The organism is Variovorax paradoxus NBRC 15149, assembly GCF_001591365.1.
Lineage (GTDB): Bacteria > Pseudomonadota > Gammaproteobacteria > Burkholderiales > Burkholderiaceae_C > Variovorax > Variovorax paradoxus.
Genome location: NZ_BCUT01000002.1, coordinates 393,984 through 412,635, shown reverse-complemented (window position 1 = coordinate 412,635; position 18,652 = coordinate 393,984). Strand labels below are relative to the sequence as shown.

General features: G+C 63.1%; 18 protein-coding genes. 12 read left to right on the top strand and 6 right to left on the bottom strand.

Going from position 1 to position 18,652, the window contains the following annotated elements; translation table 11 throughout:
* Positions 1 to 131 precede the first annotated feature (131 nt).
* Positions 132 to 1,028 (bottom strand): AraC family transcriptional regulator, encoded by an 897-nt coding sequence (locus VPA02S_RS16760; RefSeq protein ID WP_062364838.1) that lies wholly within the window; start codon positions 1,026 to 1,028, stop codon positions 132 to 134.
* Between VPA02S_RS16760 and VPA02S_RS16755 the strand changes: the two genes are divergently transcribed.
* Together VPA02S_RS16755 and VPA02S_RS16750 are read left to right on the top strand one after the other, a co-directional pair.
* The gene (locus VPA02S_RS16755; protein ID WP_244883545.1) at positions 987 to 1,589 is read left to right on the top strand and encodes an ester cyclase; all 603 of its coding nucleotides are present in this window, start codon (positions 987 to 989) and stop codon (positions 1,587 to 1,589) included. The two genes, VPA02S_RS16760 and VPA02S_RS16755, sit on opposite strands and share 42 nt — an antisense overlap.
* Before the next feature lie 245 nt (positions 1,590 to 1,834).
* The gene (locus tag VPA02S_RS16750) at positions 1,835 to 2,344 is read left to right on the top strand and encodes a DUF1993 domain-containing protein (protein WP_018906066.1); all 510 of its coding nucleotides are present in this window, start codon (positions 1,835 to 1,837) and stop codon (positions 2,342 to 2,344) included.
* 407 nt (positions 2,345 to 2,751) lie between these two features.
* On the opposite strand, the gene VPA02S_RS16745 is transcribed toward VPA02S_RS16750, so the two are convergent.
* A complete protein-coding gene (locus tag VPA02S_RS16745) occupies positions 2,752 to 4,200 on the bottom strand; it encodes an IS1182 family transposase (protein ID WP_062364836.1) in 1,449 nt (482 codons plus the stop codon).
* A gap of 570 nt (positions 4,201 to 4,770) precedes the next feature.
* Between VPA02S_RS16745 and VPA02S_RS16740 the strand changes: the two genes are divergently transcribed.
* Positions 4,771 to 5,106, top strand: a complete 336-nt coding sequence (locus tag VPA02S_RS16740; protein WP_062364835.1) for a hypothetical protein — start codon at positions 4,771 to 4,773, stop codon at positions 5,104 to 5,106.
* A gap of 221 nt (positions 5,107 to 5,327) precedes the next feature.
* Here the strand turns inward: VPA02S_RS16740 and VPA02S_RS31740 are convergent, their stop codons facing one another.
* A complete protein-coding gene (locus VPA02S_RS31740) occupies positions 5,328 to 5,711 on the bottom strand; it encodes a hypothetical protein (RefSeq protein ID WP_155736585.1) in 384 nt (127 codons plus the stop codon).
* A gap of 811 nt (positions 5,712 to 6,522) precedes the next feature.
* On the opposite strand from VPA02S_RS31740, the gene VPA02S_RS16735 reads away from it, so the two are divergent.
* A complete protein-coding gene (locus tag VPA02S_RS16735; protein ID WP_062364834.1) occupies positions 6,523 to 7,968 on the top strand; it encodes an IS1182 family transposase in 1,446 nt (481 codons plus the stop codon).
* Positions 7,969 to 8,207: 239 nt separating this feature from the next.
* Here VPA02S_RS16735 and VPA02S_RS16730 read toward each other — a convergent pair whose 3' ends face one another.
* Together VPA02S_RS16730 and VPA02S_RS16725 are read right to left on the bottom strand one after the other, a co-directional pair.
* Entirely contained in the window at positions 8,208 to 8,651 is a 444-nt protein-coding gene (locus tag VPA02S_RS16730; RefSeq protein ID WP_062364833.1) for a hypothetical protein, read from the bottom strand.
* Between the two features lie 133 nt (positions 8,652 to 8,784).
* Positions 8,785 to 9,531, bottom strand: a complete 747-nt coding sequence (locus tag VPA02S_RS16725) for a FadR/GntR family transcriptional regulator (protein ID WP_244883543.1) — start codon at positions 9,529 to 9,531, stop codon at positions 8,785 to 8,787.
* A gap of 170 nt (positions 9,532 to 9,701) precedes the next feature.
* Between VPA02S_RS16725 and VPA02S_RS16720 the strand changes: the two genes are divergently transcribed.
* The 8 genes from VPA02S_RS16720 to VPA02S_RS16685 all read left to right on the top strand — a co-directional run bounded on the left by VPA02S_RS16720 (position 9,702) and on the right by VPA02S_RS16685 (position 17,844).
* Entirely contained in the window at positions 9,702 to 10,892 is a 1,191-nt protein-coding gene (locus VPA02S_RS16720) for an ABC transporter substrate-binding protein (RefSeq protein WP_062364832.1), read from the top strand.
* Positions 10,893 to 10,980: 88 nt separating this feature from the next.
* Positions 10,981 to 12,081, top strand: a complete 1,101-nt coding sequence (locus VPA02S_RS16715; protein ID WP_062364831.1) for an ABC transporter ATP-binding protein — start codon at positions 10,981 to 10,983, stop codon at positions 12,079 to 12,081.
* Complete coding sequence (locus VPA02S_RS16710) at positions 12,078 to 12,941, top strand: ABC transporter permease (RefSeq protein ID WP_062364830.1); 864 nt, start codon at positions 12,078 to 12,080, stop codon at positions 12,939 to 12,941. The genes VPA02S_RS16715 and VPA02S_RS16710 overlap by 4 nt, the downstream gene beginning before the upstream one ends.
* Before the next feature lie 2 nt (positions 12,942 to 12,943).
* Positions 12,944 to 13,786 (top strand): ABC transporter permease, encoded by an 843-nt coding sequence (locus VPA02S_RS16705; protein WP_015865589.1) that lies wholly within the window; start codon positions 12,944 to 12,946, stop codon positions 13,784 to 13,786.
* An 11-nt stretch (positions 13,787 to 13,797) separates the two neighbouring features.
* Positions 13,798 to 15,000 carry a mandelate racemase/muconate lactonizing enzyme family protein gene (locus VPA02S_RS16700; protein ID WP_062365382.1) on the top strand — a complete coding sequence of 401 codons (1,203 nt, stop codon included), beginning with the start codon at positions 13,798 to 13,800 and terminating at the stop codon, positions 14,998 to 15,000.
* 22 nt (positions 15,001 to 15,022) lie between these two features.
* Positions 15,023 to 15,979 carry an aldose 1-epimerase gene (locus tag VPA02S_RS16695; protein ID WP_244883541.1) on the top strand — a complete coding sequence of 319 codons (957 nt, stop codon included), beginning with the start codon at positions 15,023 to 15,025 and terminating at the stop codon, positions 15,977 to 15,979.
* On the top strand, positions 15,972 to 16,877 hold the full coding sequence (locus VPA02S_RS16690) for a dihydrodipicolinate synthase family protein (protein ID WP_062364828.1): 906 nt from the start codon (positions 15,972 to 15,974) through the stop codon (positions 16,875 to 16,877). Before VPA02S_RS16695 ends, VPA02S_RS16690 begins: the two co-directional genes overlap by 8 nt.
* Before the next feature lies 1 nt (position 16,878).
* Positions 16,879 to 17,844 (top strand): Bug family tripartite tricarboxylate transporter substrate binding protein, encoded by a 966-nt coding sequence (locus VPA02S_RS16685; protein ID WP_062364827.1) that lies wholly within the window; start codon positions 16,879 to 16,881, stop codon positions 17,842 to 17,844.
* Positions 17,845 to 17,905: 61 nt separating this feature from the next.
* Here VPA02S_RS16685 and VPA02S_RS16680 read toward each other — a convergent pair whose 3' ends face one another.
* Positions 17,906 to 18,475, bottom strand: a complete 570-nt coding sequence (locus tag VPA02S_RS16680) for a dihydrofolate reductase family protein (protein ID WP_062364826.1) — start codon at positions 18,473 to 18,475, stop codon at positions 17,906 to 17,908.
* Positions 18,476 to 18,652: the final 177 nt, after the last annotated feature.

Sequence of the window (18,652 nt, the reverse complement as noted above, 5' to 3'; positions counted from 1 at the left end):
GCTGTACCGAGGCGGCGTGTGACGCCGACCATTGAACGGCGGCACCATGCGTCGGGCTCGAACGCCAAGAGCCCAGTAGCCCGTGCGCGAGATCGAATGCAACGTCCGATCCGAGTCGACGGGTATCGCGGCTACAACGAGACATCGAACCGACGGCGGAAGTCGCCTGGCGTGCATCCTTCAATGCTGCGAAAGAACTTGGTGAAGTTGGTCGCCTCATCGAAGCCAAGCCGCTGCGCGATGGCGGAAATCGGCATCTCCGTATGTACGAGCAGGCGCTTGGCTTCCAGCGCAAGGCGCGAGGCAATAAAGGCCTTCGCACCGACGCCAGCCACCGCACTGCAGACGCGAGTAAGAGTCTTCTCGGAACATCCCATGGCATGTGCATAGCGCGAAACGTGATGCCACTGATGCACCTTCGCGTCCAAAAGCCGTTTGAAAAGACGAAAGCGCTCTGGCGCGTCGGCCGATGCTCCAGCGGGCGGCTGTTGCTCGGTGTGAAAGATGTGCAGCCGCATCACCAGCGTTGCCAGTTCACTCTGGAGCAGCCAGTTCAGCAGCGGTTGCCGGGCTTCGAGCGCGCACTCCTCCTCGAGCCGCGCGAGCGTGTCGGCCAAGAACCGACCCGTCGACCGATCGAGGCGCAGATGGCCAGGAAGCGCATCGATCAGTTCAGGCATCTGAAGGCGTTCCTCGCCTTGCGAAGCCTGCAGCAGTTCGGGTCTGAACAGCAGGAGGTTTGCGTCCCAACGGCTTCCCGGGCCGAAGCGGTGAACCTGTCCGGGCCGGATGGTCAGCAGCGATCCCGCGCCACACTCGATGTGCCTGAAGTCCACCACGGCGCGGCATTTCCCGCGTCTGACGTGCACGAACATGTGAAAGTCGTAGCGGTGGTGACGCTGGAGGTGGGCTTGGGGCACCCTTCGTCTTAAGTCCGACATAGAGAAGACCTCGAGATCCAGTGTGCTCTCGGCCGAGGGCCGATATTGGACCTGCTCGATATCGATGGGTCTCGTTCCGCGCGGCATCGACCCATTCTGTCCGATATTCACCATTCAGCAACCGACTTTGATCGCGTCGAACACGCCGGCAACTCGAACAATATGGGTACGCGGGCACCGGGCGGCCACCAAGCTCCGCGTCCCATCCCGATAGACATTCCGAGGCGACAGATGCAAACCACAAACCGACAGTTCATGACTCGCTTCGTGGAGTTCATCAACACAGCGGACCCGCGGCTCGCCACAGAGTTGGTTTCTCCGGACGCCGTGTTTCAAGTTCCTGGGCGCGCCGAACCCGTGCACGGGCCACAAGGCTACCTGGAGATCATCGGGATGATGCGCGGCGGATTCCCCGACGTTCAATGGACTCTTGAGGAAACCGTCATCGAAGGCGATGTCATCGCTGCGCGATTCACGATGCGTGGGACGCATCGCGGAGCTTTTTTCGGCGTGCCTCCCACAGGCAAGACGATTGCCGTGCAAGCGCTGAACATCTATCGACTCTCGGCCGGGAAGATCGTCTCCGAAGTGGGGCAACCGGACCTGCTCGGACTGATGCAGCAGATCGGCGCGTTGCCGCGTTCCTGAGGCCCAAGGCTGGACCAAAGGACCGCTTCCGGCCGATCGCGGTCTGTCGTTCGTCTGCTATTGACGTCCGCTTCTTGCCAGTGAACTGCCCTTCAACGCGGCTGCTCCGACTACCAGTGGAGGAAAAGCTGGCCACAAAAGCCGGGGCGATTCAGTTCGCCCTGTGCTGTTAGCCTTACATGGTCGGCAGGGCCTCTGCCACGCCAACTCCGGCCATCGTGCCCAATTTTAGAACTGAACTCACTATGACCAGCCCGCTGTACAACGCCTCCGTTCCCGTCATGCAGCAGATGCTGCGCGCCCTGTCCGACGTGCTCAAGAAGGCCGAAGACCACGCGACGCAGAAAAATATCGATCCAAATGCGCTGCTGCAGGCGCGGCTGTTCCCTGACATGTTTCCGCTGGTGCGTCAGGTACAGATCGCCGCAGACTTCTCCAAGGGCATTGCCTCCCGCTTGGCTGGTGCCGAGGTGCCGTCCTGGCCCGACACTGAGGTCAGCTTCGCCGACCTGCAAGCGTTGATCGCCAAAGCTTTGGCCCACATCGGCTCCTTAAAGTCTGAGCAATTTGATTCAAGCGAGAGCCGCGAGATCGTATTGCGCCCCGGCACCCCAAAGGAAAAGAAGCTGACCGCAGGCGCATATCTTCTGCACTATGGACTGCCGCAGTTTTTCTTCCACGTGACCACCACCTATGCCATCTTGCGCCACAACGGTATTGAGATCGGTAAGCGCGACTACATGGGTGCCTACTAACCCAAAACAGACAGGAGTTCAGCCACTCTGGCCACTGCCGCTCGATAGCAACTAGAGCCTCCGTCGCTGCGCGAGTTCAGCTAACCCTAACTTGCTTGACGCCTGGTCAACGCTGACCAAATGCCTACTGCGTTAGTCTGTGAATTACACAGTCGACCCGTTGCGAGCGTTCGACATTGGTCTGCTGATGGCGGCTATGCAGCGATTGCCGACATCCGAAGGGCTCGTGCGAATGGGTCCTATCGGCCGAGGCTGTGTGGAAACGCTCTCGGCGCTCCAGTATGCCGAGCATCCGCGTCACGAGGGCCACCGCCAGCCTCGCAGGCCATCCAGTCGTCGTAGACGGGCACGAATGGATTTGAAGCCCAGCGGGCCCTCTGCGCGCCGTTGAAGCGCGGTAAAGAGGCTCATGCCCCCACCAGCCGCACCGCCTTCATCATTCTTCTCATTCCCAGGATGGCGATCACTCGCTTGATGTTGTAAGCCAGCACATGCAGGCTCATCTCGGTGCCCACATGCGCCAGCGTCTTCGTCAGGAAGTGCGTCGAGCCCATCCAGTGCTTTACCGTCCCGAAGACATGCTCCACAGTGCGCCGTCGCAGGGTCATGGCCTCGGGCTTCTTGTCCAGGCGCTGCTGCACACGCTCGAGCACCTCTTCATGTTCCCATCGGCGGATGCGTCGGTAGTCGCCTGTCGTGCATTGGTCTTTGATCGCGCATGTGGGGCAGGCGCTGGTCCAGTAGACATGGGCGTTGAGCCCGTTCTTCTCCAGCGTGCTGAACCGGTAGATGGCCCACTCGCCTGCAGGGCACTGGTACTCATCGTCCTTCGCGATGTAGATGAAGTCGCTCTTGTCGAAGCGCCCCTCGGCCTTGGCATTGGAAGTCATCGGCTTGGGAACGAAGGCCGTGATGCCCGCGTCCTCGCAGGCCTTGAGTTCGGTGCCGTTGAAGTAGCCACGGTCGGCGAAGGCCTGCAGCTTCTTCGTGTCCATGGCCTCACGTGCGGCCTTGGCCATCTTGCTCAACTGCGCCCGGTCGTTGCCGATGTTCGTCACCTCGTGTGCCACGATGAGATGGTGCTTGGCATCGACCGCCGTCTGCACGTTGTAGCCCACCAGGCCCGAGCCCTTGGCCTGCGAGTTCATCGAGCGGGCATCGGGGTCGGTGGTGGAGATCTGCCCGTCGGGCAGCTTCTTCAATTGCTCCTGGGTCTCGTCGAGCTGGCGCATCTGCGCGCGCAGGGTTCGGATCTTGTCCTGCAGGCGTTCGGTCTTCGCTTCGACCTCAGCAGGCTGTGTGCGATCCGCCGTCTCCACCGTGTCCAGGTAGCGCTGGATGCTCTGCTCGATCTGGCGCTGGCGCGCATCGATCTTGGCGGGCGTGACATTGCGGTCGCGGCTGTTGACGGCCTTGAACTTGCTGCCATCGATAGCCACGATGGCTTGCGTGAAGAGTTTGAGCTCGCGGCACAGACCGATGAAGCGACGGCAGACATTGCGAATGCCCGCGCCGTTGTCGTGGCGGAAGTCGGCAATGGTCTTGAAGTCGGGCGCCAGGCGCCCGGTCAGCCACATGAGCTCGACGTTGCGCTGCGCTTCGCGTTCCAGGCGCCGGCTGGACTGGATACGGTTCAGGTAGCCGTAGATGTAGAGCTTGAGAAGCACCGCCGGGTGGTACGCAGGCCGACCGGTAGCAGCTGGGTCCACGCCTTTGAAGCCGAGTGCCTGAAGATCAAGTTCCTCGACGAAGGCGTCGACGACTCGCACCGGGTTGTCTTCGCCGATATAGTCATCAAGACATTCCGGCAACAGCGCGACCTGCTGTCGGTCTTCGCCCTCGATGAATCGCTTCATGGCCACCTCGCTTGGAACGGTGCATCGATTTTATTTTTTGATGGGCGGGATTGGGAGTCTTTTCACACAGCCTCGGCCAAGACCAGACGTCCAGCGCCACATCTATGAGCATCGCCTTATGGCTTCTTCTGTACGCTGCGAATTCGCTGTTCGTATATTGGGTTGTATGGGCCGGAGGTGCGGCGAAATTTGAGGGATGGCGCTCGCTCCTCATCGTCGACTGGCTGCCAGCCGTCACCTGGACCTCGGAGCAAATCGCGCTCTATACGCTTCTGATTTGGGCTGGCCACACACTTTGGTTCCTAGTCGGCCTGTTCGTCCCACAAGCAAGAACATTCTTTTGGTAGCGGCCCGTAAGCGACGCTCATCGCCCGTTGCAAACCACCAGGCTGAGTGCCCGCTTTTCTGCGAAGCTTCGATGACTGCAACGGGCCCGAAGCCCGGTGACCCTCACAGGCTACAGTCAGCCACAACCAGACGTTCGTCACGCCCTCCCAGTTTTGCCTTGGCAGTGCCTGGCGTGCACGCCGCCAGAGGCTAGACTGGCGCCATGACTGAGAGAAGCGCAAGATGAAAACCCTGCTTCGGCGCCGGACGCTCTGGATTGCCGTCAATCTGCTTGGCATGGCCGTCTATCTAAAGTTGGCATCCGCCTTGTGGGTGGTTTCCGGCGAGGAAGGCATGCCACGCGGACCCGGCGACGCCTTTTACTGGCTGTTCTTTCTCGTCCCGGTCCTCGCGGCTTTCACACTTGTGAATTCCATGGCTCTCCTCATTATCCTCGGTCGATTCAGACGGAATGGTGGCCGTGTAGCTCTGGCTGTCTGGTTTGCGGTCGCAGTGCTGTGGGCTGGAACGGTCGTGATTGACCATCAACGCCAAGTCATCGACGCAGAGTTCTCCTAGCCCAAAGTGGGAGAGGACGGCCTTCGGCCAAGAGCCGACACTCACCGCCTCCCCTCAATGGACCTGTTCTGCGGCCAATGAAGCACCGATTGTCTGATGCCCGCAAGGCTTATCTCAGTAGGCCCTTTTCCCACACCGGAAGGTTCTGGGGCGCCGCAGCGGTGGCATGCGTTGTCGCTCCACTGGGATATTGGAAGCTGGCGCCCCTGGAGGCAGGACACCTAGCCGTACTTGCGTTCTATCTCGCTTTCGCCGTCGCAGTCGCCCTGCTGGTCGTCGTCGTCCGAAGGTGGCTCCGGCCGCTGAGGGCTGTTCTCGATAACACCTTTCTGGACGTCACAGCTGGGGGAGTATCGAAGGAAACGCCGAACTCCCGCACCTGGCTTCTGGCGAGTCCTGACATCGGCCGAGCAAGCCTCTACTGGCAAGGCAACAACCTGGTGCGGGTGGTTCTTCATGCAGACAACGGCGACGTTGAGGTACACGGTCTCGAAGACATGGCGGGTTTCGTTGCCGACCTCCGCCGAACGTTTGTCCGATTGCACTGCAGCGACGTGCGGGCAGGTTAGAGCAGCGACGGGCAGAATGCGGCCAAAATCAGCCATTGAGACGCCCGATGAAAGGGCGTTTAAAGGCACGAATTGACTAACGCACACTATTGCCCTAACTGCGACGCAGAGGTTTCATCGGGGGCCAAGTCGTGCCCAACGTGTTTCGCCGACTTCGGCTCTAACAGTACTTGGAAACCGGTCACGTCCAGATTGAGACGCGCTTCACCAAGGGCACCCATCTTCTCCGGCGAACCGAAGATAGTTCATGCTGCGCAGTCGATTGCGATTTTTGCCATCCTTGGACCGGTGGGGGGTCTTTTTTTGGTGGCTGTCCTATACAAATCTTCTGGTGACCTTGCTTTCGCCTTTCACCCTTTCGCAATCATTGGAGCGTTTGCTGTTGGCGGCGGTCCGGCATTAATCGCTGGCTTCCTATACTGCGTTGCGGCGCTTGGCTTGGTCGCCTTGTTTCCTCAGTTGAAAATTCGCATCCTCGCCGGTGCTGTCATCGGCGTCCTCGCTGGGTATGCGGGTGTTTGGGCATACTTCCACCTGGTGCTTCAAGCCGGTCCAAGCCGTGCGGCACGCGTAGACGAAGTGGCAAATCTCTCGTCGTGCGTAGGCCTACTGTGCGGGGCTGTTTCGGCTTGGCTCGTTCCGGTCGGCAGGTCGGGCGCCGGCAGTTCTCCTTCAGATGCATAGCAGGATAGAAGTTGACGGCTACCGCGCTGAGTACTGCGGCGTCCGCGAACGGCAGCTTTCGAGAGTAGCGGACTTCTGCTTCGGGCCGAGGCCGTGTGAAAACCCTTCCCCAAGCGCCAGTCCAAAAATAAAATGAGGTCACCCGTTTCCAGCGAGGTGGCCCATGAAGCGATTCATCGAAGGCGCGGACCGATACCAGGTCACGTTGTTGCCGGAATGCCTTGACGACTACGTTGGCGAAGACAACCCGGTGCGCATCGTCGATGCGTTCGTCAACGAATTGAATCTAGGCGCTCTCGGCTTCGAGGGTGCAGACCCTGCAATCACTGGCCGCCCTGGATACCACCCATCGGTTCTGCTCAAGCTCTATATCTACGGTTACCTCAATCGCATCCAGTCCAGTCGTCGACTGGAGCGCGAAGCTCAACGCAACGTTGAGCTCATGTGGCTTACCGGTCGCCTGACTCCCGACTTCAAGACCATTGCCGACTTCCGCCGCGACAACGGAAAGGGCATCCGCAATGTATGCCGCAGCTTCATCGTGCTGTGCCGTCAAATGAAGCTCTTCTCTCAAGCCGTGGTGGCCATCGACGGGAGCAAGTTCAAAGCGGTCAACAGCCGCGACCGCAACTTCTCCCCGGGCAAGATCGAAGCACGCAAGGAGCAGATTGAGCAAAGCATTCAGCGTTACCTCGATGCGCTGGAGACCACGGACCGCGTCCAGCCAGCCGACTTCGAAGCTAAGACCGAGCGCCTGCAAGAGAAGATCGGCAAGCTGCGCGAACAGATGCGGCAGCTCGATGAGACGAGGGAGCAACTCAAGAGTGAACCGGGCCAGCAGCGTTCGTTAACGGATCCAGACGCGCGCTCAATGCTTCAGTCCGGCAAGAGCACGGGCATCGTTGGCTACAACGTCCAGACAGCAGTCGACGGAAAGCACCACCTCATCGTCGCTCACGAAGTCACGAACATCGGCAATGACCGAACTCAGTTGACCAAGATGGCAGTGGCCGCACGCGCGGCAATGGGTAAGACCAAGTTGCAGGCCTTCGCAGACCGCGGCTACTTCAACAACCTGGAGATCAAGGCTTGCGAGGATGCAGGGATCACTGCCTTCGTACCCAAGCCGATGACCTCCAACGCGAAAGCGCACGGGCGCTTCGGTAAAGCCGACTTCGTCTACATCGCGAAGGACGATGAGTATCGGTGCCCTGCCGATCAGCGAGCCATCTATCGGTTCAGCAGATTGGAGGACAACCTGGACTTGCGTCTCTACTGGTCCAGTGCCTGTCCAGGCTGCGCCCTGAAAGATCAGTGCACGACCTCATCCTTCCGACGCATCCGCCGCTGGGCGCATGAAGCCCTGATAGATCGAATGCAGCAGCGCTTGGACCGCAGGCCCGACGCGATGACACTGCGACGCGCGACCATCGAGCATGTGTTCGGAACGTTGAAACACTGGATGGGCTCAACGCACTTCCTGATGAAGACGATGGCTCACGTTGGGACGGAGATGAGTCTCCACGTGCTCGCCTACAACCTCAAGCGGGTGATGAGCGTCTTGGGTATTGCGAAAACGATGAAGGCGATGCGGCTGGCGGTAACGTGAGGCCCTTTAGGCTCTCATTTGCGCCTCGATAGAAGGTCACTAAGGCCTCAAGTCGATCTCAGACGCGTCTCGGCGCTGCACGATGGCGCTGGCCTCAGTACGCCGTTATTCGCATCGAGGTGTTGCACGTTTCTACACAGCCTCGGCCCAAACCGGCTGTACGGATTTCTCCAAAGCTGACCTTCAAATTGGCGCGATGCAAGCGGGCTCTGGCCGCGACCGGTGACGGCGGCAGGGGCCTACGGTTGCTCCCCAGCCGTCGGGTCTCCCAGCCACCAGCGCATGGTGCGCGCGGCAGCAATCTCTCCGTCACTCAAGCCCTCAGTCGCTTGCACAGATGCGAGCGCATCGATTGCCGCCTGCTTCCCAAGCACTCGGGCGAAATACTGGGGAAGTTGCTCGACGCTGAGGTCGTAGCTCGGCAGGGACGCTCGTATGCATTCGACCAAGTCAATTTCCTTGGTCGGCTCTGCTGTATCGAGCAATCTGCCGGCCAGCTCCTGCCGCTGAGACCGCAACTCTTTGGGTGCACTCTCGACGAAGACCGCGAACAGGCCTGCAAAAACCTCAGCGGGTGCACAGCGGCCCAGCCGCGACCGGAGAAAAGCGAGTTGCTGCGGGTTGTCCGCTCCGAAGCGGTCTGCCGACTGGAGCACGGCGGCAAGAACCTCATCACGTTTCATTGGCCGTCCTTCAACTTCTGGTTATGGCCGATAGTACCCATTCGCACGAGCCCTTCGGATGTCGGCAATCGCTGCATAGCTGCCGCGCGGGTAGGGATGGAGCAAACCTTGTGGGCGGCCAGGCCGTCGCGCTCTACCGCAATTTCGCTGCGTCGAAGATCCGTCGCTTGGCGTTGAGGATATGGAGCCGTGTTGCCTCGGCGGCGTCGGCCGGGGATCGTTTCTCGATGGCGTCGAGGATCTGCTGGTGCTCCATCTGGACCAGCCGGACACGCTCGACGGTCATCTTCGATCGCACGCTGCGCGCCAGTTCCATGAATTGCCTGATGGGCGCGACACTCGTTTCGACGGCGGCCACGAAGAACTGGTTGTGCGAGGCCCTCGCGATCGCCCTGTGGAAGCGGACGTCGTCTTCGATGCCTTTGTTTCCACCCTCCATGGCCAGGGTCTGCGCTTCCAGGCAGGCTCTGATCGTCGTCAGGTCGTCGGCAGTGCGGAACTCCGCCGCGGCGGCCGCCGCCCCCGATTCAACAACTGTGCGGTAGGCGTAATACCGCTCGATGTCCGAATAGTTCCTGATGGGGGGCATGCTCGATGCCGGTGTCCCGGGGGCCCGCACGACCTGGCTGCCGGAGCCGCGGCGGGACTCGATGATCCCGTCCGATCGCAGCCTCGACAGTGCCTCCCGGACGGTCGGCCGCGAGACTCCAAATTGCGAGGCCAGTTCGCTTTCCGTCGGCAGCTTTTTGGAGTCGACGTAGTCCCCGCGCAGGATGGCTTCGACCATCCGGGCGTAGATCTGGTCGGGCAGTGTGCCGCCATTGACGTCTAGCAAGTGTTCCGCCATCGAACCGATACCCTGGGAATCTTTGTCAGACAACTATAGCAAATCTTCCGAACTTGACGAGAACAGCGAGTGGCTCTCCCGCAGCACCCTTGCTCCTCCAGAGGTTGGCGTGTGTCCGCGGGGCTCAGCGAAAACCCGGATGACAACTCGAAAGTTGTCTTACAAGATTCCGCCTGCCAAGCCCATCCATCAGGAGATTCCGAATGCGCCCAGTTTCCCTCTCACGGCATCGCCGCGCCCTCATTGCGGCCGTTCTCGGGGCGGCGAGCTGTGCCGGCATCGGCCTGGTCCAGGCGCAGGAGATGCCAAAGTCGCCGGTGGTGATCAACGTGATCGACGCCGCCGGCAATCTGGCGCTGACGCAGGGGGCGTTTGAGGCCTACCAGGCGCAGAACCCCAAGCTGGTCTCCAAGTTCACTTTCACCAAGGCGCCCGCCCCCGAGATCCCGGCCAAGATCAAGGCGATGCAGAACGCGGGCCGCAGTGACATCGACATGATCATTGTCGGCACCGATGCGCTCGCGGCCGGCCTCGAGATGAACCTGTGGGTCAAGTTGTTCCCCGACTACGCGGCCAAGTTCCCCAAGCTGCAGGAGAACTACCTTCCCAACGCCTACAAGATGCAAGCGCTGGCGAAGGACCACGGCCTGGCCATCGTCTTCATGCCTGCCGGCCCGCTGGTCGAGTTCAACCCCGACAAGGTCAAGACGCCGCCGACGACGCCCCAGGAACTGCTGGCCTGGTGCAAGGCCAATCCCAACAAGCTGATCTATGCACGGCCCGCCAACTCCGGTCCGGGGCGCACCTTCTTGATGGGGCTGCCCTATCTGCTGGGAGACAAGAACCCTGCCGACCCGATCAATGGTTGGGACAAGACCTGGGCCTACCTGAAGGACCTCGACGCCTGCATCGAGTACTACCCGACGGGAACCGCAGCCGTGATGAAGGAACTGGGCGAAGGCTCGCGCGACATGACGCTGACGGTGACGGGTTGGGACATCAACCCCAGGGCGCTGGGCATCGTGCCGAAGAACTTCCAGGTGCTGCCCTTCAAGGGCATGACGTGGGTCAACGATGCGCACTACATCGTGATTCCCAAGGGCGTCCCGCCGGAGAAGCAAGCGGTGGTTCTCGACCTGATGGCTTTCCTGCTCAAGCCGCAGCAGCAGGCGATGACCTATGACAAGGGCTACTTCTATCCGGGCCCGGCGGTCAAGGACGTGCCGCTGTCGCTGGCACCCAAGGACAGCCAGGACGTGATCAAGGAGTTCGGACGGCCTGACTACGACAAGTGGCTGGCCCAGTTCCCTCATGCCGTGCCGCTCGAGACCAAGGCCATGGTCGATGCATTCCGCCGCTGGGACCAGGACATCGGCACCCGCAAGACCAAGTGATTCGCGGCGCGCACCGCGCGCCCGACCGATGCTGCACGCGTCCATGTGGGCGCTTGCAGGCTGCTTCTTTCCAGGATTGTGTCTCTCCATGACTTCAGACTTTTCCGAGCTGCGCCTCGATGGCGTCACGCGCCGCTTTGCGGCGGGCAAGGGCGTGCAGAGCTTCACCGCGCTCAATGCCTTGACCATGACGGTCAAGCGCGGCGAGTTCATCGCGCTGCTTGGACCCTCGGGCTGCGGCAAGTCGACGGCCCTCAATTGCCTGGCCGGGCTGCTGCCCTTGACGGATGGAGGCATCTGGCTCGACGACACCCGCATCGATGTGCTGCCGCCTGAAAAACGGGGCTTTGGCATGGTGTTCCAGAACTATGCGCTCTTTCCGCACATGAGCGTGGCGCGCAATGTCGCGTTCGGGCTGGCGATGCGCGGCGTGCCAGCCGCCGAGTCGGCGCAGCGCGTGAAGCGGGCGCTGGACCTGGTGCAGCTGAACTCGCAGGCGCACAAGCTGCCCGGCCAGTTGTCCGGCGGACAGCAGCAGCGGGTCGCGATCGCCCGGGCGATCGTCATCGAGCCGCCGCTGGTGTTGATGGACGAGCCCTTGTCGAATCTCGACGCCAAGTTGCGGCTGGAGATGCGCGCCGAGATCCGGCGCATTCACCGCGAACTGGGACGATCGACGATCTACGTCACCCACGACCAGGACGAGGCGCTGTCGCTGGCCGATCGCGTCGTCGTCATGAAGGACGGCGTGGCACAGCAGATTGCCGAGCCACAGCGCATCTACGCGGAGCCGGCCAACCTGGACGTGGCCCGCTTCATGGGCTATCGCAACCTGGTGGAACTGGACGTGCGCTCGGAGAGTGGCGCGTCGGTGCAGCTCGCCGGCAGCGGCCTGGCGCTCAACGCGCGGGCGATGCAGCCACTCGCCAGCGGCAAGGCGATGCTCGCGATCCGGCCCGAGGAATTCGACGTCGTCTCTTCACCGGTGGACAACAGCTTTGCCGCCCGGGTGCTCAATGTCGAATACTGCGGCCACGACAACATCGTCGACGTCGAGGTGGCCGGCGGGCTCAAGCTGATCGTGCGCACGACGGCGCGCCTGCGGGTCGGCGATCCGGTCATGCTGGCCATTGCGCCGGACAAGGCGCTGGCCTATTCCGTCGATGCAGCCGCGGGCATGGTGCCATGAGCAGCGCCAGCCCGTCTTCGTTCGACCGGTCCCTGCTGCTGCTGGTGCCGGCGACGCTCTTCATGGTGGTGCTGTTCGTCTATCCGTTCCTCTACGGCTTGCAGCTGTCGTTCCATCCGATGGAAGGCAACTGGCTGGCGAACTACACGCAGTTCTTTACCACCGGCAACCTGCGCGACACGGTGTGGACCACGCTCAAGCTGGCCATTCCCGCCACCGTGATCAACGTCGGCGCGGCGCTGCCGATCGCCTATCAGATGCGCCACAGCAGCCGCTTCCAGAAATTGATCACCACGCTGCTGGTCATTCCGTTGACGCTGGGCACCGTCCTGATCGCCGAGGGCATGCTCGGCTACTTCGGCCCCAAGGGCTGGCTGTCGCAGTCGCTCCAGTGGCTGCACATCTACGAAGGCCCGATCCGGCTGACGCACAACTACTGGGGCGTCCTGATCTCGCTCGTCATCTCGGGTTTCCCGTTCGCGTTCCTGCTCACGCTGTCGTACATCACCGGCATCGACCCCAACCTGCCACGCGCTGCCTCGACCCTGGGCGCAACGCCGTGGAACCAGTTCCGGCATATCTATCTGCCGCTGCTGGTCCCGGGGCTGGCGATGGCCTTCGCGCTGTCGTTCGTGCAGGCCTTCTCGGTGTTTCCGTCGGCGGTCCTGCTCGGGTCGCCGGCCGGTGCCACCCGAGTGATCTCGATCGCGGCATATGAGGCCGCCTTCGAGCGCTACGACTATTCCATGGCTTCGGCCGTCGCGATGCTGATGGGCGTGGTGCAGCTGTTCGTCGTTGCCGCGGTCCTGGGCGCGCGCGGGATGTTCTATCGGGGCCCCGTCTCCGGCGGCAAAGGTTGACCATGGATACGCATCGCCTGCTGATGAAACTCTGGAAGTCACTGGTTGCACTGGTGATGGGCTTCTTCATCGTCAATGTCGCACTCATGGTGGCCGCGGTCGGCACCAGCTCGGTGGCCCGCCGCTGGCTCGGCACCTGGCTGCCCGATGGCTACACGTTCAACTGGTACCAGACCGCCTGGCAGGAGTTCCAGCTCGACAGCGTGCTGTGGGTCACGATCGAGGTGGTCGCCGCCGTCGTGTTCCTGTCGATCCTGATCGGCGTGCCGGCGGCCTACGCGCTGGCGCGGCGCAACTTCCGCGGCAAGAACCTGCTGATGGGGCTGTTCCTGCTGCCGCTGATGATCCCGCCGATCACCTACGGCATTCCGCTGGCGACCGTGATGTACCAGGCGCACATCGCGGGCACCATCTTCGGCGTGATCCTGGCGAACATGATTCCGGCCGTGCCGTTCATGATCCTGGTGATGACACCGTTCATCGAGCAGATCGATGCCAACCTCGAATCCGCCGCCCGCGTGTTCGGCGCCAACACCTTCAAGCTGTTCTGGCACGTGCTGTTGCCGCTGCTGGCGCCGGGCATTCTGGCGGCCTCCCTGCTGGTGCTGGTGCGCACCATCGGCATGTTCGAGCTGACCTTCCTGACGGCCGGCCCGGATTCGCAGACGCTGGTGGTGGCCCTGTACTACGCGGTCTTCGCGGCGGGCGTTCGTGCGCCGCAGTCGGTCGATGCAATGGCGATGGTCTACATGGCGGTCACGCTGGCCTGGCTGCTGATCGCGCTGCAATTCGTCAACCCGACGCAGCTGGTCAGCCGCGTCAAGGAACATCCAAAAACGGCCTGATGCCGCCCTCCATGAAGATCACGCAAGTCGATACGGTCCACGCGGCCGCCTATCCCAACATCCTGTGGGTGCAGATCCACACCGACACCGGCCTGGTGGGCCTGGGGGAAACCTTTCGTGGCGCCCAGGCCGTGCAGGCGCAGATCCATGAACTGGTCGCGCCCTACCTGCTGGGAAAGGATCCGCTCGCCATCGAAGCCCACAGCCAGCACCTGCTGTACGGCTATATCGGCTTTGCCAGCAGCGGCGCCGAAACGCGCGCCGCTTCGGCGGTCGACATCGCGCTGTGGGATCTGTTCGGCCAGGTCACGCAACAGCCGCTCTACCAGTTGCTCGGCGGCGCCGTGCGCGAACGCGTCCCGGTCTACAACACCTGCGCGGGCTACACCTACAACAAGGCCCCACAGCGTCGCTCGGTGACGCAGGCCAGCGCCGACGTCGCGCCCGAAGGGCCTTACGAGGACCAGGTTGCATTCGTCAAGCGCCCGGCGGCGTTGGCCGAAAGCTTGCTGTCCGAGGGCTACAAGGCGATGAAGATCTGGCCCTTCGATCCCTTCGCCCAGGCCAGCGGCGGGCAGTCGATTTCGGCCCGCGACCTGGACACTGCGCTCGAGCCGTTCCGCGAAATCCGGCGCGCTGTCGGCTACGAGATGGACATCATGGTGGAGCTCCATTCGATGTGGAACCTGCCGATGGCCGTGCGGATCGCGCAGGCGCTCGAGGAGTTCAAGCCCTATTGGGTTGAGGACCCGATCCAGATGTCCAACCTCGACACGATCGCCGAATTCCGTTCGCGCACCCGCATTCCGGTCTGCGGCAGCGAGACGCTGGCCACCGTCCAGCCATTCATCCAGCTGCTCAAGAACAATGCGGTGGACTATGTGATGCTGGACCTGGGCTGGGTCGGGGGTCTCTCCGAAGCCAGAAAGATCGCGGCCCTGGCGAAGGCTTTTCACAAACCGGTCGCGCCGCATGACTGCACCGGCCCGGTCGTGCTCGCGGCGTCGCTCCACCTGGCGATGAGCACGACCAACGTGGTGCTGCAGGAAGTGGTGCGCGCTTACCTGGGAGGCTGGTATCGCGAGCTCGTGACGCAATTGCCCGATGTCCGCGCCGGCCATGCGACGGTTCCGCCCGGCGCGGGCCTGGGCCTGGCGCTGTCGCCGGCGCTGCTGCAGCGGCCTGACGTGACCATCCGCAGTTCGAAGTCGTGAGCGGATGGCGATGCATCTGAACGTGACGCCCGACACCACGCTGTGCAGCGGAACGCTGACGGCGACGCTGGCGCCGGCTGCCGGCGGACGCGTCACCAGCCTCAGCTCCCGCGCAACCGCGGGCGAACGAATCGACTGGCTGGTGCCGCTCGACGACGCCGTCCGCGCCGGCGGTTTCGAATCCACCCAGTGGCCCAAGGCCGGCTGCTATCCCCTGGTTCCGTTTTCGAACCGCATCCGCGATGGCCGCATCGCCGGCACGCAGGGCAGGGTGCAGTTGCCGCTTCATCCGGGGGAACGGCACGCGCTGCATGGCGTCAGCCAGCAGCGTCCATGGCACCTCGAGCGGCACGCAGCGGACCGCGCCACCATGACCTATGTCCATGTGCCGGGGGACCACGACTGGCCATGGGCTTTTCGGGCCGAGCAGGTGGTGGAGCTCGACGCCGCAGGCATCACGCTGAGCTTGCGGGTCACCAACGACGACCGGGAGCCGATGCCGGGCGGTTGCGGCTTCCATCCCTATTTCCCGGCCCAGTTCGCGCACGGCCTGCAGTTCGATGCGCGCACCGTCTGGCCGGCGGACGCCGAATTCCTCGCGAGCACGCCGCAGCCGACCGGTCCGGCGGACGACTACGCGTCGGCGAAGGCCTTGCCCGATGTCGAATGCACCCGCTACTACGGCGAATGGAACGGACAAGCGCGAATGGCGGCGGCCGACGGCCTCGCCATCGAACTGCTGGCCAGCGCCGCGCTGCAGCACCTGGTGCTGCATCGGCCGGGTCCGGGAGCGTACTTCTGCGTTGAACCGGTCTCGCATGTCGCGGACGCCGCCAACCTGGCTGCGGCGCGCGCCGACACCGGCTGGCGGGTGCTCGCGCCCGGCGAGGCGATGGCATGCAGCCTGCGCCTGTCGGTCTTTCCTCTGTCGAGCCAAGCCTCGCCACCATTGACTACAAGAGATCGACAACATGACTGAATCAACAGCTTCCCTCAGGACCGCCCTGGACGGCATCTCAGGCATCCTGGTGACGCCCTTCGACGATGCGGACCACATCGCGCCCGATCGCCTGGGCCCCGTCGTCGACCGCGCCATCGAGGCCGGCGTCCATGTGCTGGTGGCCAACGGCAACACCAGCGAGTTCTTCGGCCTGACCATGGCGGAGGCCGAGCGCATGGTGCATGCCGCGGCGGAACATGTCCGTGGCCGCGTGCCCTTGCTGGGTGGCGTGGGGCGTAGCGTCCACGACGCCTGCGCCCTGGCGCGCGCCTCACGCAAGGCAGGTGCCGCTGCCCTGATGGTGCATCAGCTGACGGACCCTTTCGTCGCCCCCAGCGGTGTGGTCACGTATGTGCGCCGGGTTGCCGACGCGGCGGACGGCCTGCCTGTCGTGCTCTATCTGCGTGACGACGCGATCGGTCTGCCGGTGATCGAAGCCCTGTGCCGAATCCCGCAGGTCATCGGCGTGAAATGGGCGTCGCCCACGCCCTTGCGCCTGGTGCAGGCCATGGCGCAGGTGGCCGATCGCGGCCTGGCCTGGGTGTGCGGACTGGCCGAGCCCTGGGCCCCGCCGATGTATGCGGTGGGCGCCCGCGGCTTCACCTCGGGGCTGATCAACGTGCGGCCCGACCTGTCCGTGCGCATTCACGCCGCGCTCGCGAAGGGAGATCACCGGCTGGCGATGGAATTGATCGGCGGCATCGCGGCCTTCGAGGAATTGCGCACGCATGAGCGCAACGGCTCGAACGTGAGCGTGGTGAAAGCGGCGCTGCAATACGCCGGGCGCGACTGCGGCGCGGCCCGGCCGCCCAGCACCTGGCCGCTGCCGGACGCGGACCTGGCGCAGCTCAAGCAGTTGGTCGACGGCTGGCAATAGCATGGAACGCCGATTCTTCGCCGCCATCCTGTTCGGCCTTGTCGCTGCTGCGGGCTGGCCTGTTGCCGCACAGACCTATCCAGCCCACCCGGTGAAGCTGGTCATCCCGGTTCCGCCCGGCGGCAGCGCGGACGTGGTCGGGCGCCTGCTTGCCAATGCGGCGTCGGCGGAACTGGGCCAGCCCGTCATCGTCGACAACCGTGCCGGAGCCGCCGGCAGCGTGGGAACGGCGTCGGCGCTGAAGGCGCCGGCCGACGGCTACACGCTGGTCCAGTGCAGCATCGGCAGCTGCGCCATCAATCCGAGCCTGTACAAGAACGTCGGCTACGACCTGTTCAAGGACATGACGCCGGTGATCCTGCTGGGCGCATCGATCAATGTGCTCACCGTCAACAACGAGGCGGGCATCCGCAGCGTGAAGGAACTGGTCGATCAGGCCAGGCGCCAGCCCATGGCCTACGCGTCTTCGGGCGTGGGCGCGTCCAACCACCTCGCCGCCGAGTTGCTCAAGAAGATGGCGGGCATCGAGCTGACGCATGTGCCGTACAAGGGATCGGGGCCTGCCATCACCGACCTCATCGGCGGCCAGGTCCCGGTGTTCTTCGACAACGAGCCTTCCATCCTGCCCTTCATCAAGCAGGGCAAGGTGCGTGCGCTGGCGGTGACGGGCAAGACGCGCTCGGCCAATCTGCCGGACGTCCCGACGATGGAAGAACTGGGTTTTGCCGGCTTCGTCATCGAGCCGTGGTACGCCTTCGCGGCCCCGGCGGGCACGCCTGAGCCGGCGATCCGGCGGCTCAATACCGCGTTCAACAACGCGCTGAATCAACCGGCGGTGCGCGACAGGATGGTCGCCATGGGCATTACCCCGGCGGGCGGCTCGCCCGAAGTGCTCGGTCGCCTGATCCGCAGCGAATACACACGCTGGGCGGAGTTGATCCGCGTGCAAGGTATCAAGGGAGATTGAGGGCCAGACGAACGCGGGGCGCCCGTACTTCTGCGTGAAGGTACTCTGGACGTGCACCCAATCACTGGGAGCCTTCATGTCGGCGCCGGTAATGCAATGCGACCGCGCCGTTGCTGAGCGGCCTCGCCGAGACCAGCTCGAGCCGTCGCGTGTTGGGCAGCCCGCTCTGGTACAGGGTCGGGCCGTGGCCGGCGATCCTGGGGTGAACGAGAAACTTGTATTCGTCGATCAGATCCAGCCGGTCCAGCGCGGTCGCGAGCTTGCCGCTACCGAGGAGCACGCCGGCCGGAGTGGCGTCCTTGAGCTTTTGCACGCCCGCTCGCAAGTCGCCCGCGATATGGTGGCTGTTGGTCCACGGAAAGTCCTTTCGCGTCGACGACACGACGTACTTCGGCTTGGCCTCCAGCTTGACCGCCCATTCGCGCACCGCCGGCGGTGCCTCCACATCGCCGCGGGCGACCGCTGGCCAGTAGCTCTCCATCATCTCGTAGGTGACGCGGCCCCAGAGCATCGCCCCACCTTCGTCCATGAGACGGGTGAAGAAGGCGTGCGTCTCGTCGTCGGCGATTCCCTCCTGGTGGTCGACGCAGCCGTCCAGCGTGACATTGAGGCTGAAGGTTAGAAGTCCCATGCGAGTCTCCTCCGGGTTAAGCGGTCCACTGGACTGTGGCTTGTCGACGAATACCTGCTCGGTCTGCTGGGCCGACTGTTTTGGGGCGCGGGGCGGCACCGTGAATGACCCGTTCGTGGCCTGGACTTCGCGTAAGAGCAGAACGTGATGCCAGCTTGCGTTGCTTCATAAAGCACG